This window comes from Ignavibacteria bacterium (genome assembly GCA_017302895.1).
Classification (GTDB): domain Bacteria; phylum Bacteroidota; class Ignavibacteria; order Ignavibacteriales; family Ignavibacteriaceae; genus UTCHB3.
The window spans coordinates 24,461-44,831 of sequence record JAFLBV010000003.1; the positions used below are offsets into that span (position 1 = coordinate 24,461).

The 20,371-nt window shown below is 42.0% G+C and carries 16 protein-coding genes; 2 read left to right on the forward strand and 14 right to left on the reverse strand.

Going from position 1 to position 20,371, the window contains the following annotated elements; genetic code table 11:
- Positions 1 to 154 precede the first annotated feature (154 nt).
- Together J0L60_12400 and J0L60_12405 are read left to right on the forward strand one after the other, a co-directional pair.
- Positions 155 to 748 carry a thioredoxin family protein gene (locus J0L60_12400; protein MBN8546923.1) on the forward strand — a complete coding sequence of 198 codons (594 nt, stop codon included), beginning with the start codon at positions 155 to 157 and terminating at the stop codon, positions 746 to 748.
- A 56-nt stretch (positions 749 to 804) separates the two neighbouring features.
- Entirely contained in the window at positions 805 to 1,875 is a 1,071-nt protein-coding gene (locus J0L60_12405) for a ferredoxin--NADP reductase (GenBank protein ID MBN8546924.1), read from the forward strand.
- Here J0L60_12405 and J0L60_12410 read toward each other — a convergent pair.
- From J0L60_12410 to nuoL, 14 genes are all read right to left on the reverse strand, one after another.
- Complete coding sequence (locus J0L60_12410; GenBank protein ID MBN8546925.1) at positions 1,868 to 3,085, reverse strand: MFS transporter; 1,218 nt, start codon at positions 3,083 to 3,085, stop codon at positions 1,868 to 1,870. The genes J0L60_12405 and J0L60_12410 overlap by 8 nt on opposite strands.
- Positions 3,078 to 3,566, reverse strand: a complete 489-nt coding sequence (nusB, locus tag J0L60_12415) for a transcription antitermination factor NusB (GenBank protein MBN8546926.1) — start codon at positions 3,564 to 3,566, stop codon at positions 3,078 to 3,080. The genes J0L60_12410 and nusB overlap by 8 nt, the downstream gene beginning before the upstream one ends.
- A gap of 84 nt (positions 3,567 to 3,650) precedes the next feature.
- Complete coding sequence (locus J0L60_12420) at positions 3,651 to 4,712, reverse strand: YdcF family protein (protein MBN8546927.1); 1,062 nt, start codon at positions 4,710 to 4,712, stop codon at positions 3,651 to 3,653.
- Between the two features lie 55 nt (positions 4,713 to 4,767).
- The gene (locus tag J0L60_12425) at positions 4,768 to 8,181 is read right to left on the reverse strand and encodes an efflux RND transporter permease subunit (GenBank protein ID MBN8546928.1); all 3,414 of its coding nucleotides are present in this window, start codon (positions 8,179 to 8,181) and stop codon (positions 4,768 to 4,770) included.
- A gap of 15 nt (positions 8,182 to 8,196) precedes the next feature.
- Complete coding sequence (locus J0L60_12430; protein ID MBN8546929.1) at positions 8,197 to 9,255, reverse strand: efflux RND transporter periplasmic adaptor subunit; 1,059 nt, start codon at positions 9,253 to 9,255, stop codon at positions 8,197 to 8,199.
- Positions 9,256 to 9,268: 13 nt separating this feature from the next.
- A complete protein-coding gene (locus J0L60_12435) occupies positions 9,269 to 10,597 on the reverse strand; it encodes a TolC family protein (GenBank protein MBN8546930.1) in 1,329 nt (442 codons plus the stop codon).
- A gap of 202 nt (positions 10,598 to 10,799) precedes the next feature.
- On the reverse strand, positions 10,800 to 11,495 hold the full coding sequence (locus J0L60_12440) for an energy transducer TonB (protein ID MBN8546931.1): 696 nt from the start codon (positions 11,493 to 11,495) through the stop codon (positions 10,800 to 10,802).
- Between the two features lie 77 nt (positions 11,496 to 11,572).
- Positions 11,573 to 11,968 (reverse strand): VanZ family protein, encoded by a 396-nt coding sequence (locus J0L60_12445; GenBank protein ID MBN8546932.1) that lies wholly within the window; start codon positions 11,966 to 11,968, stop codon positions 11,573 to 11,575.
- Positions 11,965 to 13,563: an NAD(P)H-hydrate epimerase gene (locus tag J0L60_12450; GenBank protein ID MBN8546933.1), complete on the reverse strand. Its 1,599-nt coding sequence runs from the start codon at positions 13,561 to 13,563 to the stop codon at positions 11,965 to 11,967. Before J0L60_12450 ends, J0L60_12445 begins: the two co-directional genes overlap by 4 nt.
- Positions 13,564 to 13,655: 92 nt before the next feature.
- Positions 13,656 to 15,083, reverse strand: coding sequence for an NADH-quinone oxidoreductase subunit N (locus J0L60_12455; protein MBN8546934.1), 1,428 nt, complete (start codon positions 15,081 to 15,083; stop codon positions 13,656 to 13,658).
- Between the two features lie 2 nt (positions 15,084 to 15,085).
- On the reverse strand, positions 15,086 to 15,448 hold the full coding sequence (locus J0L60_12460; GenBank protein MBN8546935.1) for a hypothetical protein: 363 nt from the start codon (positions 15,446 to 15,448) through the stop codon (positions 15,086 to 15,088).
- 3 nt (positions 15,449 to 15,451) lie between these two features.
- Positions 15,452 to 16,915, reverse strand: coding sequence for a sodium:proton antiporter (locus J0L60_12465; GenBank protein MBN8546936.1), 1,464 nt, complete (start codon positions 16,913 to 16,915; stop codon positions 15,452 to 15,454).
- 3 nt (positions 16,916 to 16,918) lie between these two features.
- Entirely contained in the window at positions 16,919 to 18,421 is a 1,503-nt protein-coding gene (locus J0L60_12470; protein ID MBN8546937.1) for an NADH-quinone oxidoreductase subunit M, read from the reverse strand.
- Positions 18,421 to 20,361, reverse strand: coding sequence for an NADH-quinone oxidoreductase subunit L (nuoL, locus tag J0L60_12475; protein MBN8546938.1), 1,941 nt, complete (start codon positions 20,359 to 20,361; stop codon positions 18,421 to 18,423). Before nuoL ends, J0L60_12470 begins: the two co-directional genes overlap by 1 nt.
- Between the last annotated feature and the right edge of the window lie 10 nt (positions 20,362 to 20,371).

Sequence of the window (20,371 nt, forward strand, 5' to 3'; positions counted from 1 at the left end):
TTTGTTTGCCTCTTATGATACAACAACCGTGCCAATTATTTTCTTTCGATTTTGAGCCATTTTGTGCACTTTTTAAAATATGGAACTGTTCATTTTTTTGAACAGTTGTTCCATTATATAGTTAACCAAATGTTATTTATAAAAAGAGATCAAAATGTCAAAAAATATTTTATCCAAAAGTTTCGAGGCCGGAATCAAATTTGAAGACTTTCTTAAAAAAACTGAAGATTATGTAGAAACAACTGTCGTTGATTCACTTTCAGAGGATGAGAAATATCTGTTCAATTACACTAAGCTGAACCTTCAAAGAATGAAACGGGTGCTCAAAACACATCCCGTGGATGAAACACTCGCAACAAAAATAAAAGCCTTAAAAGAGAAACAATACTGGATGCTGATCACAGAAAACTGGTGCGGTGACTCGGCACAAAGTTCACCCGAATTTTATAAAATGAGTCAGTTGAACCCCAATATCGATCTGAGGGTGGTCGAAAGGGATACATTTCCGGAAGTAATGGACATGTATCTGACAAACGGGAAAAAGAGCATTCCGATAGTTGTCGCTTTTGATGAAAACTGGAACCAGCTCTGGAAGTGGGGCGCAAGACCAAAGGTATTACAGGATCAGATTAATGAATGGACAGCCCAAAACATGCCCAAGGACGAATGGATTGAGAAAATTCACCTCTGGTATGGCAGAAACAAGGGAAAAGAAGTCTTTGCCGAAATGAACCTTTTACCATTATAATTCTGTTTCATTATTATTATATTTCAGTATTGTAATTTTGAAAAAACAAGGTAATCATGTCTATTCTCACCCAATCTGGTTTGTTAAAACTCAGAGTTGAAAAAATAGTCCACGAAACAGACGATGCAATATCGATCTTGTTGAAAGAAGTTGACGGTAAAGAATTCTCATTTAAATCAGGACAGTTCCTGACATTTGTATTTGATCAGGATGGTAAGGAAATCCGCAGGTGTTATTCAATTTTTACGCATCCTTCCCAACTTCCCGAGACCGGTATTGCGATTAAAAAAGTACCCGGCGGATATGTATCAGACAATAGGATGGACAATCTGAAGGAAGGCGATATCCTGCCGGCACTGGTTCCTATGGGTAACTTCATAAGGCGTCCAACTGAAAAAAAGAATATCATCGCATTTGGTGCCGGAAGCGGAATAACTCCTCTTCTCTCGATAATCGAGGATGCCATACAAGATGAAAAAATTGAGAACATAATTCTTCACTTCGTAAACAGAAATGAAAACAGTATAATATTCCGGGATCGTCTCAATAAACTGCAGATGAGCAACAGGAAATTCACCCTTATCAATCACATTACTCAACCACTCAACGGGTGGAACGGCAGTAAAGGGAGAATAAACAGAGAGAAAGCTCTCGATATCCTAAATTCACTTCCGGAGGAAATAAGATCCGATTCGCAGATTTTTATGTGCGGACCCTGGTCGATGATGGAGGATATTACTTCCGCGGCTCTCGAGGCAGGCTATGACAGAAAGGATGTCAATCGTGAGATATTCAATTTTGCAATAAAAAACGAATCCTCTCTGAATCTTGATCCCGTTGCCAGAGAAGTTTCGATTATTGCGGGTGGAAGGTCTTTCGATGTGCTGGTACAACCGGGTGATTCGATACTCGAAACAGCCTTGAATGCGGGAATTGATCTCCCCTTCTCCTGTCAATATGGTTCATGTACATCATGCAAGACGAGACTCGTTTCAGGGCAGGTGGTGATGCTTGAGCAAACAGGATTGTCTGATGAAGAGATTGGAAAAGGAATCTGTCTCACATGTGTCGGTTATCCTGCAAGCGACAATGTAATATTAAACTATGATGATCCTCTGATCAGGTAGCTGCAGCATTTTCTTCTTTGACAAAGGCAAGGACAATGATGCCCGCCACGAAGAAGAAAAGCAGTGAAAGAATTGCGTACCTCTGGCTGCCGGTTGCGGAACTTATCAGTCCAAAAACCAGCGGTCCGAGGATGGCGGAACTCTTCCCGAAAAAAGAGTAAAATCCAAAAAACTCAGTCTTTTTATCGGGTGGTGTCAGTTGAGACATTAGTGCCCGGGAAATTGACTGGCTCGACCCCATTGCTCCACCCGCCAAGAAACCCACAACATAGAAATATGACTTTTCTGTAATCCAGAATGCCAAAGCCACTGTAAAAATCCAAATAAACAGCGTAATCATCAGGCTCTTCTTGTGTCCGATTGTATCGGAGATTATACCAAAAACTACAGAACCGAGTATGGCAGTTCCCTGAACCGACATGAAGAAAATTATCAACTCCCCTTTTGTGAACCCAAGAGTTGTGGTTGCATAAATACCGGCGAAATAGATTATGGTATTAACCCCTTCGATAAAAAAGAAGAAGGAAAGGAGAAAAATCGCCAGATTCCTGTATTGTTTCAAGTGCTTAATAGTGAAAATTACTCTCGTCACCCCTATCGTGAAGTAAGATTCTCCGGACGGTTTTTCCTTTTTATGTTCCTTTAAAAGAATCAAGGTAGGAAGTGCAAAGATGAAGAAGAAAAGTGCCGCAACCGGGAAAGACTCGCTTATCATCTCCATTTGTATCAATGGCATAAGGATCAGCAGCGAACTTAAGGATCCCAGATATCCCATCGCATAACCGTAACCACTTACTCTGCCGAAATTTTTAGGCTTTGTAATCTCCGGGAGAAATGAATCATAAAAAATCAGTCCTGCTTCGAATCCGATGTTTGCAACAATGAGAAGAGCCAGCCCAAGCACCACATCGCCCGGTCCGACAAAATACAATAGTGAAGTTGCAACAATGCAAACAAGTGAAAAGAAAGTGAGAAAGCGTTTTTTGGTGGAAGTGTAGTCGGCAACAGCTCCGAGAACAGGTGAGATAAGTGCAGCAACGAGCATCGAGACCGAAGTGCCGAGCCCCCAGTAAAAATCACCTTCGGATTTGTTAAGGTTTACAGTTTCTTTGAAATAAACTGCATAGAGGAATGTTACAACAATGATTGAATAAGAAGTATTTGCAAAATCATAAAGAGTCCAGACAAATATCTTCTTTTTTTCATTCATTTGGTTTTGTGGTCCTGGTAAGTGTTTCTTCTATCAGCCCTCTGCCGGTTTTTGAAATTTTACCTTCTTTTTCAAGGTCTTCATACATCTTGTCGAGCAAGCCGTTTATAAACTTCCCGCTTGCGGCAGTACTGTAATCTTTTGCAATCTCGATAATCTCATTCATTGTCACTTTGCGGGGGATATCGGGGAAATATCTGAATTCGCAAAGTCCAATTCTAAGGAGTATCCTGTCGATTCGAGCCATTCTTTCAATTTCCCAGTTTTTTGCATGTGCTTCTATCTCATCATCAAAACCGGGAGTGTACATAATAGTTTTGCGTACCAGATTTTCGAAGAATTCCCTGTCTGCAGCATCGGTTATCTCCTCTGAAAGTTCTCCCGCTGTCACTTCGATACCGTCACGGTTATAGGAGTGTGCGTACAAAACCTGTAGTACTTTTTCGCGTATAATTCTTCTGTTGGATTTTTTCTTAAGCATAATCGGTCATAAGGTGTGAAATGAAAGCTGAATCAGAGTAAAATTTGAATAATTCAGATTTTAAATATACAAAAATCAGAGGGGTTATTTGACTCCGAACATCCAGAAATTGATCAAGCCCACCACTTCACGAAATTTGTAATACCTGACCGACTCATCGGACATCACCAGATCAGACTTTACGAGGTCAACGGTCAGATTATAAAACTCTGCCATTTCCTTCACCCTGGTAAGGTGAAATGCATCTGAAACAATGATAATCTTCTGAAATCCGTTTCTTTCGATCAATGTATTCTTGATGTAGCTTATTTGGTCGAGGGTGGATCTGCTCTCCGATTCAATCCTTATGTCGGCAGGGTTGATCCTTTTTTGAAGCAAATAGTAGAATGCGACATCCGCCTCAGGAAGTTCACCGGGTGCGTTGCTTCCTGTCAGTTGCAGCTTTTGTACAATTCCTCTCGAATAGAGTTGCAGGCCTTTATCAATCCTCATTTTTAGGATGGTGCTTGGCTTGTTATATTTCCAAACCGCAGCGCCAAGAACCACCGCTACTTCAGCAGGGTTTTTTTCGTTGTAGGTGGATCCCGCCTTTACCCCGTCGCTCACATAAATATAGGTGTATAAAAAGACTGAAAGATAGTAGAAAAGAAGCAAGACTCCTGTATAGATGATAGCCCACCGCTTCGGAGAAAATATTTTTATAACAACGAACGCTGACAGAGTCGCCTTAAAAGCGAATCCGATATTAAAAAGGACGCCTGTGTAAAGCTTATAGAAAGGTGTGTCAAGCAGGTTAATATCGATACCGGAATTACTTTGGTTCATGTAACCACCGGCAATTGTGAAAGCAAAACCCAGGAACCACAGTATAAGAAGCAGCATCCTTTTTTTGGTGAATTCCTGTCGGTCCTTTACCCAAAAAATTATCAGGAACAGAATGAAAGAGCTGCTGAAGAGGAGTGTGAGGAAATTACCCATATACCAAAGGTTGAAATCATCGAAATCAAGCCGGTGATTAATATATTTCCCAAGTATGAGGGTAAGAAAATCGATGGCGCCCAGCAGAACAAAAACCAGAAGGTCAAAAATACCCGTCAGCAGATTGTTCGCTTTTTCAGAAATTTTTTTAATTATGCCGGGAGCCATCTAAATTTGTTTTTCTTGTCTCCTGAAATATAAGGAAAAACCCGTTGCGAAAAAATTAATCCTCGAAAATGTGAGATTCCTTATTTTCATTTGCTTCCGGCTTTTTCGGAGCCGGTTCATTCTTACTCCGTGAGAATGTCGATTTGAAGGCGTCACCCAACTCTTCCCAGATCATAAAGAAAACCGGAACGAGGATAAGGGTAAGAAATGTTGCAAATCCAAGCCCGAATATAACTGCGATACCCATCGATTTCCAGAATTCGGCACTTTCACCACCGAAAACAAATTCACCAGTGTAGATGTCGAAACCGAATCCAAACGAGAGCGGAATCAATCCGAGAATTGTGGTTACTGCCGTAAGAGTTACAGGTCTGAATCTTCGGAGTCCTGCATATTTTGCTATATCTTTCAGGGCAAAATCTCTCTTTTTAAGGAGATTCATATAATCGATAAGCACGATATTGTTATTTACGACCACACCCGCAAGACTGATCACACCGATACCCGTCATTACGATCCCAAAAGGCATTTTGAATGCGAGCAGACCTATAAAGACGCCCACAAGCGAGATAAGCACCGCCGTCATGATAATAAACGGTTGGGAAACAGAGTTGAACTGAATAACAAGTATCAGGAATATAAGCAAGATAGCGATTCCAAATGCTTTACCAAGGAATGCAGAAGCCTCTTCCTGCTCCTGACTCTGTCCTGTGAACGAGACGGAATATCCCTGAGGCAACTGGTATTCTCCCATTTTTGCCTTAACCTGATCGAGTACGGCATTTGCATTAAACCCTTCTGCGGCGTCACCCGTTATGGTGATAACCCTCTTAAGGTCCTTTCGTTTAATGGCTCCGGGGCCTCTGTCCAGAAATACATTTGCCACGCTGCTCAGGGGAACTGAAAGAGTCTTACCGTTTTGATTATTGAAAATTATCAAAAGGTTTTTTAGGGCATCAACAGAGCTTCTCTGGTCTTTCCGCAGCCTGACGGTAATGTCATATTCATCTTCATTCACGCGATATTTGGAAGCCTCAGTACCGTTTATTGCCGTTCTGACCGTACTGGCAATAAGAGATGTATTCATACCATAAACGGCGGCTCTTTTCCGGTCAATCACCACCCTGAGTTCAGGCTTTCCTGCATCATAATCGTCATCAACATCCACCAAACCGGGGACATCCTTTAGATAATCACGAATTTTAGCTGTAAGTTTGCCGATCTCATTGTAGTCCTCACCGGAGACTTCGATATTCACCGGAAGACCAACAGGGGGACCCATTTCCTCCTTGGCTATCGTTATGGCGGCTCCGGGGGTTCCTTCGACTAATTTGCGTATTTCTTCGGTGGTCTCTTTTGAGCTCTTGTTACGGTTTTCGTAATCGATATATTCAACCGTGATAGTACCCTTGTTTGGAGTGGCAGCACCCGCATCAAATGGATTGGTTGAAGCACCCGCCACAGCAAGAATCTTCTCAATATCCTTGAAGTTTGCGGTCAGAATTTTCTTTTCAATCCTGTTTATTATCTCATTTGTCTCCTTTATACCCGTTCCGGTTGGTGCCTCAAACTTGATATAAACCCTTCGGGGCTCGACATCAGGGAAGAACTCCACACCAAAACCAAAGGCGCCATAAAGCTGGGTAATGAAGAAAAGAGAAATAAATGCTGCGAAGATGAACCGCAGGCGAATATTTTTGAAAATCAAAACTACCAGGATCCCAAGAATCGCGGTAAGGATAATTTCAACTGTCAGCGGGAAAAATTGAGCCAGTATCCCTTCGACAAAAAACATACCGAAGAATGCCAGGATACCCAGCCAGGTCCTCAGGCTTATTTTCTTCCCTTTTTCGCGTTGTTCACCGAGTGAAAAATCGAGCAGTTTCTCATAGTATTTCAAAACCACAGGAAGCATCTTGTCCACGAATATGTATGTACCCCAGTCGAAAGGATAGGAAATTATTCCCAGTACTGACTTTTTCAGAACAGGTTTTCCGTGACTTTCATGTTTCACAAAAACTTCCGCAAACACGGGATTTATTACCAGAGCCACAAAAAGCGACGATGAAAGAGTAACAATTACTGTCATCGGGATGTAGTACATAAAATCGCCTGTAACACCTGGCCAGAAAAGCAAAGGAAAGAATGCGGCTACGGTTGTCAGGGTGGATGATGCCACGGGCCAGGCAACCTCTGCAGTTGCTTTCTTTGCAGCGTCAATTTTGTTGTAGCCCTCCTCAAGAAACTTTTGAATGTTCTCGAGGATAACTATCGCATTGTCCACAAGCATACCGAGTGCAAGGATCAAAGCAAACAGAACGACAAAATTGAGGGTTATATCCATCATCTGGAGAATAAAAAATGAGATCAGCATACTTAGAGGAATGGATATTCCCACAAGGATTGCATTTCTCATACCAAGGGCAAAGAAGAGGATACCGATTACGAGCACAAGACCCGAAAAAATATTATTCTCGAGCTCCTTTACCTGCTTGTCAATCTCCTCGGATTGATCTGTCACAATCGTCAGATTAATATCATCGGGAAGTTGAGCTTCCTTCTCCTTAATAATCTGTTTTACCTCCTCCGCAATTCTGATGATATTCTCCCCGGATCTTTTTGAAATCTGGATTGAGATAGCCTCAATATTGTTTGTCCTTGCGAAAGAAGTTCGCTCTTTGAAACCGTAAGTAAGCGTGGCGACATCCTTAAGGGCAATCCCCTCACCTTCCTTGGTCTTCACAATAATATTCTCGAGCGGGTACGGAGTTTTGAACTCGCCCGGTACACGAACCAGAAAACTCGACTGGTTTACATCAATCGTTCCTCCGGGGATTGTTTTATTTTCATCCCTGACGGCCGCAATAATGTCATCAAATCTGATGTTATAATGTTGAAGTTTCCTGTAATCAACATCAACCTGCACTTCTCTCTCGAGTCCGCCATTAACTTTTACTTCGAGCACCCCTTTGATGGTCTCAATTTTGTCTTTCAACTCTTCGGCAATATCTTTCAGTTTTGAAAGACCCGTTGGTCCTGAAAGTTCGAAAGTAAGTATCGGGAACTCTGAGAAATTGATTTCCACTATTTCGGGTTTGGTTGCATCTGCGGGAATTTCTGTTTCCGCTTTGTTAACTTTTTCCCGAACTTTTTGAAGTGCGTCCTCGATATCATATCCGCTTTGAAACTCAACCTGAATCAGGGAGTAGCCTTCAAACGAAGAGGACTGAATTTTCTTCACCTCCGCAATTTTCTTCACTTCCTTCTCTATCGGTGTCGTAACCAAAGATTCGATATCTTCGGGTGAAACTCCGGGATAAGGAGTGGAAATGATCACAAGAGGAATTGCAATATCTGGCGACGCTTCTCTCGGCAGCGATACATAAGATATGAACCCCATAATCGCTATTATGAAAACGAGAACAAAAACGCTCGTTTTATTATCAATCGAAATATCTGTAATTTTCATATTTTGCTGTTCCCGCTATCGTACATCAACTTTTTCACCATTCACAAGGGTCTGGTAACCGACAATAACCAGGGAGTCACCTTCATTCAGATTCCCTGAAAGTGCGACCCGGTTGTTGCTCCGTGCCAGTATTTCCACTTGTCTCATCTCCGCAACGGTAACACCATTTTTCTTCAGAACAACAAATACAACAAATCCAAGATCTGTCTTTACAACAACTTCCTCGGGCACCACCGGAACTGAAGTGTAAACTTTATCGTCAATCCTTACTTCAGCATTCATTTCAGGTTTAAATTTACCATTGTTGGGAAGTCGCATTTCCACTTTTACTGTCCGGCTTGTGGCGTCAACCGATTTTGCCACATAACTTACAGTTGAGTTTACTACGAGACTGTCAAGCTCAAGGAAAATCAGACTCCCCTTTTTCCCCGGTTTAATCGAACTGACATATGCTTCAGGAATTCCGGCTTCCACTTTCAGGTTATCTGAGATAATAGTAACAATCGGAGCACCGGGAGCCGCAACTTCACCAATTTCGTAATGCTTTGTATCTACAACACCCGCAAAAGGAGCCTTCACAAAAGTGTTTTCATACTGTTCCTTTACAGCTTCATACATTGCTTTTTTGGCGTCCCTGGTATACTTTGCCTGAAGGAACTGAAATTCCGTTCCTGCATTCTGTTTGTAGATTTGTTCCTGCTTTTGGAGATTTATTTCTGCAAGATCAAGGTCTGCCTTGGCTGCATCCAGATTTGCTTTCAACACCGTGTTATCGAGGACACAAATGAGTGTGCCGGCAGCTACCCTGGCTCCTTTTTCAACATTAAATCTTACAATTTTCCCACCTGTTGCAGAACCGACTTTTGAAATCTTGTCAGCTTTCACCTGCCCGATTACATCGATGAATCCGGTGAAATTTTCGAGCCTTACGGGAGCCACCTGAACAATGGCTTTCTTTTCAACTTTTTTAGTTTTTTCTTTTTCTTTAGAATCATCACCCTTGCAACCTGCGATAAAAAGGGTGGATAAGAGTAATACAGCAGGTAAAATCAAACTGTTTTTAAAATTTTTCATCCTCGACATTCTGTTATTCACCACTTTCCTTTCCGGATAAATTTTCAAGTTTCGACAAAAGGAGGTAGTATTCATACACTCCGTTCAAATAGTTGTATTTAGCTCTCGCTACACCCGTTTGTGAGTCAATAATTTCAAGCTGGGTGCCGACACCCGATTTGTAACGGGTTTCAGATAAAGAATAAGCCAGTTCAGCCTGTTTCACAGCTTCAGTGTAAGCTTTTAATTTTTCTTTCTGATTTTCAATCTTAAGAATTGTCTCTTTAATCTGAGTCGCATACCCCTCTTTGGCTTTCTTAAGATTTTCCTGAGCAATTTTCACCTCAAGTTCCGCCTGTCTTACCCTTGAATCGGTACTCCAACCGTTGAATATCGGTACAGAAAGCTCAAGCCCGAGATTGATGGAGTTATTAAATCTCCAGCTCCCGATTCCTCTGGAGTCATTTTCCTGAGACTCAATATTCCAGGCACCATATGCTTTCAGAGAAGGAAGATATTCCGATTTATAAACACCCACAGCTTTTTTACGAAGTTCTATGCCCTGCTCGAGCTGCTTGATATTCGGATTATACTTAAACATTCTCTCGACCACCAGATCAAACCCTGAAAGAGGCATATCGTTGTAGACGAGAGTGTCGGTCACATCTATTTCCATCGTGTAACTGAGTCCCATTATGTTTTTCAGCGCATCTTTCGTAAGTTTCAATGCGTTGTTAGCCTGTTCAAGTTCGGGTTTAGCTGTTTCAACAGCCACTTTCGCTCTTACCAGATCATACTCGGGAACAAGTCCTGCATCATATTTTATTTTTGTGTTTTTCAGGTTGTCTTCTGCCTGTGCCAGATTCGCCTGAGCCACTTTCAACACTTCCTTTGTTACCAGAATACCAAACCAGGCTGATTTAACCTGAAACTTGATTTCCTCCTCGGTTGCAGCAACCTGATGGTCTGCAATCCTGGCATATATTTCAGCCGCCTGAGCGCCAATGAAGACAGCTCCGGCAAAAATGTTTTGTGTAAAACTGAGTGTAGTGGTGAGGGTATTATCGGTACCGATGGGGAAAGTACCGCTGAAACCGGGTGCGTCAATTGTAAAGACACCCTTCTTGAGAGCCCTGCGGTAATTAACGGAACCCTTTACATCAGGGTAAACTGCAGTGCCCCAGGTTTCGTCCACCTTTTCGTAGGCAATTCTTTTGTTCAAATTGCTGGTTTTCAGATCATAGTTATTTTCGAGGGCAATGGTAATCGCTTTTTCGAGATTAACAATTATCTTTTCTCCCTGCTGAGCAAAGAGAACCGGGGTAAGAATTAAAATAATTGAAACTACAGCTTTTATTTTCATTTATTCTCCGGATCCATTGTTGGAACCAAAATCAATTTTATAATTTATTTAATTTATACGAAGGGATTACAAAAGATCTAACAATTTTTGGAAGAAAAAATTCCATTTTCAATTATTAAAAATAACTGATATTTTACTACCGTAAAGGTTTTTCATCAACAATAAAGCCCGTTAATCAAAATTTTGGTATTAAACGATGACCTTATTTAAAATTGACCGGAATGAGCATCTGAACTTTTACCGGTTTTCCGTCTTTTTTCCCGGGAGCAAATTTTGTTCTTCGAATTGCTGAAAGTGCTGAGTTATCGCATGCAGGATGTATTCCTTTTGTCAACACGACCGAGGTTACATTTCCTGATTCATCAATGAATGCAGTAACATATACTGTTCCACTAACACCGGCATCTTTGGCTGCCTGAGGAAATACCGCCTTACTTTGTATTGCTTCAAAACCCCCTATCGGAACAGGCATGTACGGGACGGCAGTATAATAGACATTATCCTTGGGAGCGTTTGTTTTCCCGTCCTTTTCCGTCGATTTTTTATTTGTTTCTTTGTTCTTGAATTTGCCCTGTTTATCCAAAGTTAAAAGATCCCCCTTGTCTATATCCTGACTTTCAAGCTTTATTTTTTCTTTTGGAGGGGTTAGAGTAACTTCAATTTCCTTGTTTATTGCCACCTCAGTTTCGGTTTTTGCTATTTTTGGTTTTGGAATTGTCGGTTCACTCTTCTTTTGTGGCAACTCTTCCTCTTTCCTGTTGTCAGGAAGCTCAATTGCATCGTCAAGTTCAATCAAATCCTCCCCTTTTGCAAGAGGATTTGTTACATTTTTTGAGAAAGGGTACAAACGGAACAGCATGATCATCATAAAAAGTACAACGATTGCGCTTATTTCCAACGACTGTCGATAATTCCGTTTTAAATTGTAAAATGAACCGGTCATGCTCTTAAAAGCTTTTGTGAATCATACAGTTTTTACCTGTAAAGCCGGGGAAAAGTTCTTAAAACTATGTAGGCAACAGCCAAACCCAATGCGGCACCGTTGATGTCAGCAAGAATGTCGTACCATTCGAAAAACCTGCCCGGAATCAGCAATTGATGGACTTCATCCAGCACTCCATAAACAGAAGCGATAATAAATGATTTTTGCAACAATTTGATGTCTGCTGTTCCCGACTCATCCTTAAGCCTGAACCAGGTAAAAAGCAAAAAACTCAACACAGCATACCCGGCGAAATGATTTATTTTGTCACCCGACGGGGTGTCCGGCAAACTGCTAGACGGAAGGGTGGTCCCCAGAAACAGTATCAACCAGTAAACGACCAAAACAACTAAAGCAACGGTTTTTTTCTTTTGCCTGTCAAGAGTCATGCAAACTCATCAATTTTTTTCATTGCAGCAGGTAAATTTTTAATCATCGATGATGCAGAAATGAAAACACCCGGAGAATCTTTTGCCAAAATAATCGCAGACAGATTGTAAGTGTGTATCGCATCAGCTATGCGGCTCGCAAAAAATTCCATCGTATCGAAATGTTGTTCGCTAAGCAAGCCGGTGATTTCCTCAATCTCAAGTGCGGGCAAGGCTAGTAACTGCGCAAAAGTCGAGGCGATCACACCGGCGAGTCCGTCACCTGTTCCAAACTTCGCAAGGGCATCCATTCCGGAGTCAATTATATAATTAACACCCACAGGAGTGGAGATAAAGATCGCGGCATGTTTTAGAACCAGAATGCAACCTGTTTCTTTTGTGAAGTCTTCCACTGCCTTGAAGATGTTTTTCTCAATCAGTTCCAAAGGTTTCCCGATAATCTTTGCAAATTCTCCAGTATGCGGCAACAGAATCTTTCCTTTGAGGTCATAATTTTTATAGTTACCTCCGTGAAGCGGTGCGAGGGCATCCGCATCGAGAATGACAAGACGATTATTCATCGCAAGAATCTTTTCAAGGGCAACTGTCGTTTCGGGTGATCTGCCGATTCCTGGACCGGCAAGCAACACTTCCTTTTTCTCCAATGCATCATAAACAGCTTTTATCGAATCGGAATTAAAATTCACGGGAAACTCATTGATAACCGCCTCGGGAACATTCGCCATCAGTACCGCTGATGCTTTTTCTGAGGTGAAAATTATTGGTGATCCTGAACCTGAATAAAAAGCTGCCTGGTAAACGAGAGATGCCGAACCCGGATATCTGTTTGAGCCTGCAACTATAACGGGACCTCCGGATGTATATTTGTTGATGGTACGCTTTTTTGCAGGCACAACACTTCTTACATCACTCATCTCATACAGAGACCAGTTGCCTTCAAGTTCAAGCAGATCCTCTTTGATCCCGATGTATCCGTAGTCGATCACACCACGGCAATCCATTCCCTTGCCGTAGAAATAGCCTTTTTTTAATGTACACAATGCAACTGTATAATGGGCTTCGAAGACAATCCCTCCGTTTCCGGTGTCAGGATCAAGTCCCGAAGGGATGTCAATGGCCACCTTCACAGCTCTGAGTTCATTCAATGCCACAATTATCTCATCATAGGGATACCTCGGCTCACCTTTGGAACCTGTACCAAGAAGTGCATCCACAATCACATAGCTCGAAGCAATAAGTTCTTTTAACTGTGTGACACTTTGATATTGGAAAATTGATATGTCGCCAGCTACCTCTGTCAAAAGCTCGAAAGCATTTCCTGCGTCTTCTGAAAACTCGTCAGGGTCATCCACAAAAACCACAGTCACTCTCCAGTGCATGTCGCGAAGATGACGAGCAGCTACAAAACCGTCACCGGCATTGTTTCCCTTGCCACAAATAATTGCGACAGTCTTCGTTTCGGCCTGAATCGTTTCGAGAAAAGCAGCTACACTTCTCCCCACATTCTCCATCAGAATCATACTTTCAAAACCGAAATCCTCAATTGCTATTCTGTCGGCTTCACGGGCTTCTGCGGCATTTAGTACAAGTCTCATCCAATTCTCTCATTCAAAAAAAAAGCTGTATCGTGAGGCTCCGGATTGACCGGTGGCAGACTCTCGATACAGCCTGAAAAATAAAAAATTAATTAAAATTTCGAGATAAGGTTTATCACCGAACCCGGCAAAATTCCCATCAATACAATCAGGATGGCTGACACTATGATTCCGGTCATTGCGGAATTTGAATTAACGATCTCGAGTTTTGATTCCTCTTTACTGAAATACATCACGACCACGAGTCTCAAATAGAAATATACACTTATGACCGATGAGATGATGCCAACAATGGCGAGCCACACCAAATTTGATTCGATAGCCGAGATAAACACATAGTATTTACCGAAGAAACCTGCGAAAGGGGGAATTCCCGAAAGAGCAAACATGAAGAGAGCAAGAAGACCGGCGAGGAGCGGGTATTTAGTACCCAGACCGGCATAGTCACTTATCAGGAGATTCTTCTCTTCTTTATCCTCGATCATCGCAATGATCCCGAATGCACCGAGATTCATAAAGGAATAGGCTGCCAGATAGTATATTAAGCCGTCAATCCCTCTGTCATTCCCGGCTGCGAGACCTATAAGCATATAACCCGCATGTGCGATTGAGGAATAAGCCAGCATTCTTTTAATATCTGTCTGTAGTATGGCTGTAATACTTCCGTAAAGCATCGAAAGGGTAGCAAAAAAGGCAATCATTGGGGTCAGTACTTCACTCGCTCTCTCTTTAGCAAATGCGGGTGAGACTACAAGAATAAGGGCTGCAAAAGCTGCAGTTTTACCACCTGTAGACATGATTGCTGTGGTTGCAGTCGGTGCACCCTGATAGACATCGGGAACCCACATGTGAAACGGAACCGCAGCAATTTTGAAGGCAAATCCAATAAAGAAAAGGGTAAGCCCGATGATTCCAATTATATTAGTCTTGTCAAAGGTGAATGACTGGAACAAAAGCGCAATATTGAGTGTGTGGGACGAGCCGTAAAGAAGTCCGAGACCGTAGACAATGAACCCTGTGGCGAATGAACCAAGAAGAAAATATTTTAACGCAGCTTCGTTCGAAAAAGGTCTTTTGCGCGCAAAACCGGCAAGAATGTAGAAACAAAGAGACATTTGCTCGAGACCAATGAAAATCATTACCAAATCGCGAGCGCTGGCTATCATCATCATTCCCAATACTGCCGATTGCAGAAGTATGTAAAACTCTCCATGATATATTCCGGTTTTACGGAGATAGTCCACAGAAAGGAGAGTGACTATTGCTGCACCAAAATTGAAAATGAAGTAGAAAATGTTGACCTGTCCACCGGTTGCCAGCATTCCGTTAAAGAAGATTCCCTGATCACCGACAGACAAGAGTGATTGATAAGACACCACAAGAAAACTGACCACAGTCAGCCATGGGATGATCTTTTCCGCACTCTTGACATACATCTCGATCACGAGGGAAATTAAAATAACCGATGCCAGAATTACCAGCGGGAGATAGCTATATATGTCTGTTATGTTAAAATCCATACCTACTCAATAAATAAAATGTCATGTTCTGTTTCTTCAATAGTTGCCACATGCGAGTCAGTTCTGTAGACTGCAAGTTTCATGTGTTTAGTAACATCAAATATGTCGTCCTCTTTTTCAACGACGACGATTTTTATATTATCATACTTCGATAAAGTATCACGAAGAGAGTTGTATTCCAGGAAGTAAAGGCTGGTATATAGATCCTCTTCCACAATGTTAATCCCTCTTGAACTGGGCGAAAAATCCGTAATAATGTCTTTTTCAACCACGACCTTAAGAAATCTTCCCTTGAACGGGAGAATTAGTCTGTTACCGTAAAGATAACCGGTCTTTTTTTCAGCAAGGCAACTCTTTATTGTCATTGATTAACCTCTGAAAAATATGAACCATATTATTGCATAAACGGGCAATAAAACGGGCAGTGAATACTTAATTATATACTCGATAAAGCTTGGAACCCTGACACCGGCTCTTTCTGAAATCGACTTCACCATAAAATTGGGTCCATTTCCAATATATGTCATGGCACCGAAGAAAACCGCACCAACCGAAATTGCGGTCAGGTACTGTACCGCATCGGGATTCTGGAGGAAAAGCTGAGTCTGTGCAGCTCCACCGTTCAAATCATAACCAAATTTTCCCATGGCAGCACTCATGAAGTTCAGATAAGTCGGGGCATTATCCAAAAATGACGAAAGAGCACCTGATGCCCAGTAGAACAATGAACTTGTGAATACATCACTGTTTTCGCGCGCCATATCCGCTATAAGTCTGAGAGCAGGAACCATTGTAAAGAATATACCAACAAACAGATATGCAACCTCTTTTATGGGAGCAAAATCAAATTCATTTGCCTTAAGTATCTTTTCGTCTGCAGTTCTGTACGCGGCAAAAACCACACTGAACATTATGATTTCCCTGATTCCAACGGGCAATGGATCCAATGAAGGTACCCATGACAGGACTGCCGGATCAAGGAATACCGACAAAATGATTACTCCCAGATAGCCAAGGTTTTTTAGCCCCTTTAGTTCTATCTTTCCGCTGTAGTTTGTCTCATCATCCGCTCCGAGTTTATTTGCTTTGTCAAGAACAAAGAAAATCGTGAGAATCATGAATATCGCCAAAATCCAAATCAGCCAAACCTGCTCTATCACCCAGAAAAAAGGAACTCCTTTAAGGAATCCGAGAAACAGTGGCGGATCTCCGATCGGAGTAAGAGCACCACCCGCATTGCTTATCACAAAAATAAAAAATATGATGTGGTACGGCTTGATTCTTCCTTTGTTCATTCTCATAAATGGACGAATCAGAAGCATGGACGCACCGGTTGTTCCAATCACATTCGCAATAATCGCCCCAAAAAGTAGAAAAAGCGTATTTGCCACTGGCGTGGCTTTTTTATCCACTTTTATCAGGATGCCACCACTTGCAACGAACAAAGAACTCAGCAGGGCGATGAATGACAGGTATTCCACGAGTGTGTGCCTGAGACTTGTAAAATCATTCAGTATCGCCGCATAATAAACAGCAACAATCAGACCCAAAAAGATTGCTACCTTGTGATAGTTGTGCTCCCAAAAATGTTGAAAAAACAAAGGGGCAACGGCTATCAGCAGTAAAAGCAGTATAAAAGGGATCACCATGTACGGACTTGGAGAAGACCCGTGATGCGCTCCGGTCTCTGCTGTCTTTGCTTTATCAGTATGAGAAAGAACAGTTTCCTGTTTTGTTTTGTCAGTTGAATCTTTCGATTCACTTCTTATTTCGCTGTTAAATAATATGAACAGTGTAAAAAAGGCTGCGAAAAAAAGTGCTGCGTGCCTCATATTTTATTTTGCCAGGGCGTTCATCACCGTATTTACAATGTTAGATGAAAACGCTTCGGATAACCTCAAGAAAGTTGACGGATAAATTCCTATCCAAACAATGAATAGCAGTAATGGAGCGAGAGTAATTAACTCCCGGGTGTTCAGATCGGTAAGAGAATTCATTTTTTCGTTCTTTACTGTCTCCAAACAGACTCTCTGATACATCCAGAGGAGATAAACAGCAGCGAAAATTACACCGGAGGCTGCTATTATTGAAAAATAAGGGCTGACGAGTAGTGGTGACTTGAATGAGCCAACAAGTATCAGGAACTCACCAACAAATCCGTTTAATCCAGGAACACCGATAGACGAAAGAGACACTATCAAAAGAATTGTTGCATATACCGGCACAATTTTCGCAATTCCGCCGTAATCAGCGATCTCGCGAGTGTGGGTTCTTTCGTATATATATCCGACCAAAAGGAAGAGTGCACCGGTTGAGAGTCCATGATTAACCATCTGGATTATCGCTCCCTGCATCGACTCAACGGTCAATCCAAAAATACCGAGTACAACAAATCCAAGATGGGATACAGATGAATACGCAACTAGCTTTTTCATATCCTTTTGCACCATCGCCACAAGTGCACCGTAGATTATCCCGATAACAGCCAGTGTGGTAATGTATGGAGCAAAAACTTTTACTGCATCCGGAAACAAGGGTAAATTGAATCTTATCAGGCCATATGTACCCATCTTCAGAAGAACACCGGCAAGAATTACCGATCCTGCAGTTGGAGCCTCAACATGCGCATCAGGTAACCAGGTGTGTAGAGGAAATAATGGAACCTTTATTGCAAAACTAAGAGCAAACGCTGCAAACAAAAGATTTTGCTTCGAAGGGTCGATTGCAGGTCCTTGTTTGTAGAGTTCAATCAGATCGGTTGTAAAGGCAGTTCCTGAATTTGCAAGCCAGATGATGGCAATGAGCATCACTAATGAACCGGCCATCGTATAGATAAAAAACTTAACAGATGCGTAGATTCTGTTTTTGCCGCCCCATATACCGATGATGAAGTACATCGGAATAAGCATCGCTTCCCAGAAAATGTAGAAGAGGAAAAGATCGAGGGACATAAAAACACCAAGCATTCCTGCCTCGAGCATCAACATGAAGAAAGTAAATTCTTTCACTTTAACATCAATACTCGACCAGGTGGAGAGAAGTGCCAGTGGTGTCATAAATGTTGTAAGCAGAACGAGCAAAAGCGACATTCCGTCGAGACCTACATGGTAATAAATTCCGAGTCCTTTTACCCACTCATATTTTTCGGCAAACTGGAAATTTACACTTTCGGCGTTGAAATTAAAATATGTGAATAATGAGACCACAAAGATCACGAGTGAAATCACAAGCCCTGTTATCCTGGTCAACCTCAAATTCTCTTTGGGTAACATCAGGACCAGCAACGAGCCGGCAATGGGAAGTAGTAAAAGAAGACTCAATATATAACTTTTATCCATCAGAAACTCAATATTATCCAGAATAATGTACCTGTTATTGCTATCATCATTATGACAGCATAAAACTGTGTCACGCCGGTTTGAAACTTTCGTGCATAACCTGATGCAAAATCAATTACCTTCGCTGTGCCATTCACGGCTCCATCGATTATTTTGGCATCGGTAAACTTAAATAAAACGGAATCAGAAATCTTCACCAGTGGTGTGATGATAACCTTCTGATAAAACTCATCAACATAATATTTGTTTAGAAGAGTGTTATAAACTCCTTTGAAAGAGTCAGATATACTTGTAGCAATTTCCGGTTTTCTCAAATAGATGTGTCTTGCAAGCATAATTGAAGCCACCGCTCCAATAACAGAGGTAGCCATCAGGAGATATTCTTCCAGGTGGGAATGAATGTTACCTGTCGCAAGTTTCCGGGTGGCATCTTTGAAAATTGGCGCCAGCCACACTTCGAACAGATTGCCATGCTCCCCTACGAAAACTTTCGGAAGTCCGATAAATCCACCAATTACAGAAAGCACTGCAAGCACGATTAACGGAATCACCATGATATTCGGGGATTCGTGAGGATGCACATGATGATGGTCGAATCGTTCTTTCCCCTCGAATGTAAGAGAAAGAAGTCTGAACATATAAAATGCAGTCATTAAAGCAGTAATTGCTCCTATTATCCAGAAGAACAATCCACCATTCGCATAAGCCATCCAGAGTATTTCATCTTTCGAGAAAAAGCCGGAAAGAGGGGGAATGCCTGAAATTGCCACAGCCGCAATCGCAAAAGTGAGATATGTTTTTGGCATATACTTTTTCAAGCCGCCATAATTTCTGATATCCTGTTCTTCGTGCATACCGTGTATTACAGAACCGGCACCAAGGAATAAAAGTGCTTTAAAGAAGGCGTGTGTCATGACATGAAAGATACCTGCGGAGAAAGCACCCATTCCGAGTGCGAGAAACATGTAGCCTAACTGACTAACAGTGGAATACGCCAAAACCTTCTTTATGTCGTTCTGAACGAGTCCGATTGTTGCAGCAAAAAGAGCTGTGAACAATCCGATTATTGCAACCACCATCATTGCAGTTGGTGCCATCGCAAAAATTACTGATGTTCTGGCAACGAGATAAACACCTGCGGTAACCATTGTCGCGGCGTGGATAAGGGCAGAAACAGGGGTCGGACCGGCCATCGCATCAGGCAACCATACAAAAAGAGGTATCTGAGCCGATTTTCCGGTGGCTCCGATGAAGAGGAATATTGCTATGGCCTCAAAAATCCAGGGCTCAATCCCCGATCCGGCAACAAGCGGCAATACTTCACTAAAATTTAAACTTTTGAAGTAGTAGAAAACAAAAAACATCGCGACGAGAAAACCGAAATCACCGATTCTGTTGACCACAAATGCCTTTTTGGAAGCATCAGCTACAGTACCTTTTTCAAATTTCCTGTCGTAGTAAAAACCGATGAGCAGGTAGGAACACAGTCCCACTCCTTCCCAACCGAGAAACAGAAGAACAAAATTGTCGGCAAGCACCAGGTTCATCATCGCAACGATGAAGAGGTTCATGTAGGCAAAAAACCGCCAAAAACCTTTATCTCCGTGCATATAACCGATTGAGTAAACATGGATAACAAATCCAACACCTGTAACAATAAGTGACATGGTGAGAGATAACTGGTCGACCTGATAACTGAATGCGGCATCAATACCGCCCGTTTTTATCCAGGTAAACCATTTGATTATCCGGCTCCGCTGATCAGCAGGTAATCCGAGAGTTTCGAAAAAAGAGAAAACTACGACCAGGAATGCGAGACCAACCATGCCGGCACCAATTCCGCCGACAATCTTCTCGTTTTTGATCAGTCTCCCAAACAGCCCGTTGATCAGAAATCCGATCAATGGGAAAAGCACTGCCAAGTAAATGTATTCTGTCATATTTCGTGGG

What these genes read in the sequence shown, in the direction of transcription:
- J0L60_12400 (MBN8546923.1), top strand. Translation starts at nt 155, where the DNA reads ATGTCAAAAAATATTTTATCCAAAAGTTTCGAGGCCGGAATCAAATTT.
- J0L60_12405 (MBN8546924.1), top strand. Translation starts at nt 805, where the DNA reads ATGTCTATTCTCACCCAATCTGGTTTGTTAAAACTCAGAGTTGAAAAA.
- J0L60_12410 (MBN8546925.1), bottom strand. Translation starts at nt 3,085, where the DNA reads ATGAATGAAAAAAAGAAGATATTTGTCTGGACTCTTTATGATTTTGCA.
- nusB (MBN8546926.1), bottom strand. Translation starts at nt 3,566, where the DNA reads ATGCTTAAGAAAAAATCCAACAGAAGAATTATACGCGAAAAAGTACTA.
- J0L60_12420 (MBN8546927.1), bottom strand. Translation starts at nt 4,712, where the DNA reads ATGGCTCCCGGCATAATTAAAAAAATTTCTGAAAAAGCGAACAATCTG.
- J0L60_12425 (MBN8546928.1), bottom strand. Translation starts at nt 8,181, where the DNA reads ATGAAAATTACAGATATTTCGATTGATAATAAAACGAGCGTTTTTGTT.
- J0L60_12430 (MBN8546929.1), bottom strand. Translation starts at nt 9,255, where the DNA reads ATGAAAAATTTTAAAAACAGTTTGATTTTACCTGCTGTATTACTCTTA.
- J0L60_12435 (MBN8546930.1), bottom strand. Translation starts at nt 10,597, where the DNA reads ATGAAAATAAAAGCTGTAGTTTCAATTATTTTAATTCTTACCCCGGTT.
- J0L60_12445 (MBN8546932.1), bottom strand. Translation starts at nt 11,968, where the DNA reads ATGACTCTTGACAGGCAAAAGAAAAAAACCGTTGCTTTAGTTGTTTTG.
- J0L60_12450 (MBN8546933.1), bottom strand. Translation starts at nt 13,563, where the DNA reads ATGAGACTTGTACTAAATGCCGCAGAAGCCCGTGAAGCCGACAGAATA.
- J0L60_12455 (MBN8546934.1), bottom strand. Translation starts at nt 15,083, where the DNA reads ATGGATTTTAACATAACAGACATATATAGCTATCTCCCGCTGGTAATT.
- J0L60_12460 (MBN8546935.1), bottom strand. Translation starts at nt 15,448, where the DNA reads ATGACAATAAAGAGTTGCCTTGCTGAAAAAAAGACCGGTTATCTTTAC.
- J0L60_12465 (MBN8546936.1), bottom strand. Translation starts at nt 16,915, where the DNA reads ATGAGGCACGCAGCACTTTTTTTCGCAGCCTTTTTTACACTGTTCATA.
- J0L60_12470 (MBN8546937.1), bottom strand. Translation starts at nt 18,421, where the DNA reads ATGGATAAAAGTTATATATTGAGTCTTCTTTTACTACTTCCCATTGCC.
- nuoL (MBN8546938.1), bottom strand. Translation starts at nt 20,361, where the DNA reads ATGACAGAATACATTTACTTGGCAGTGCTTTTCCCATTGATCGGATTT.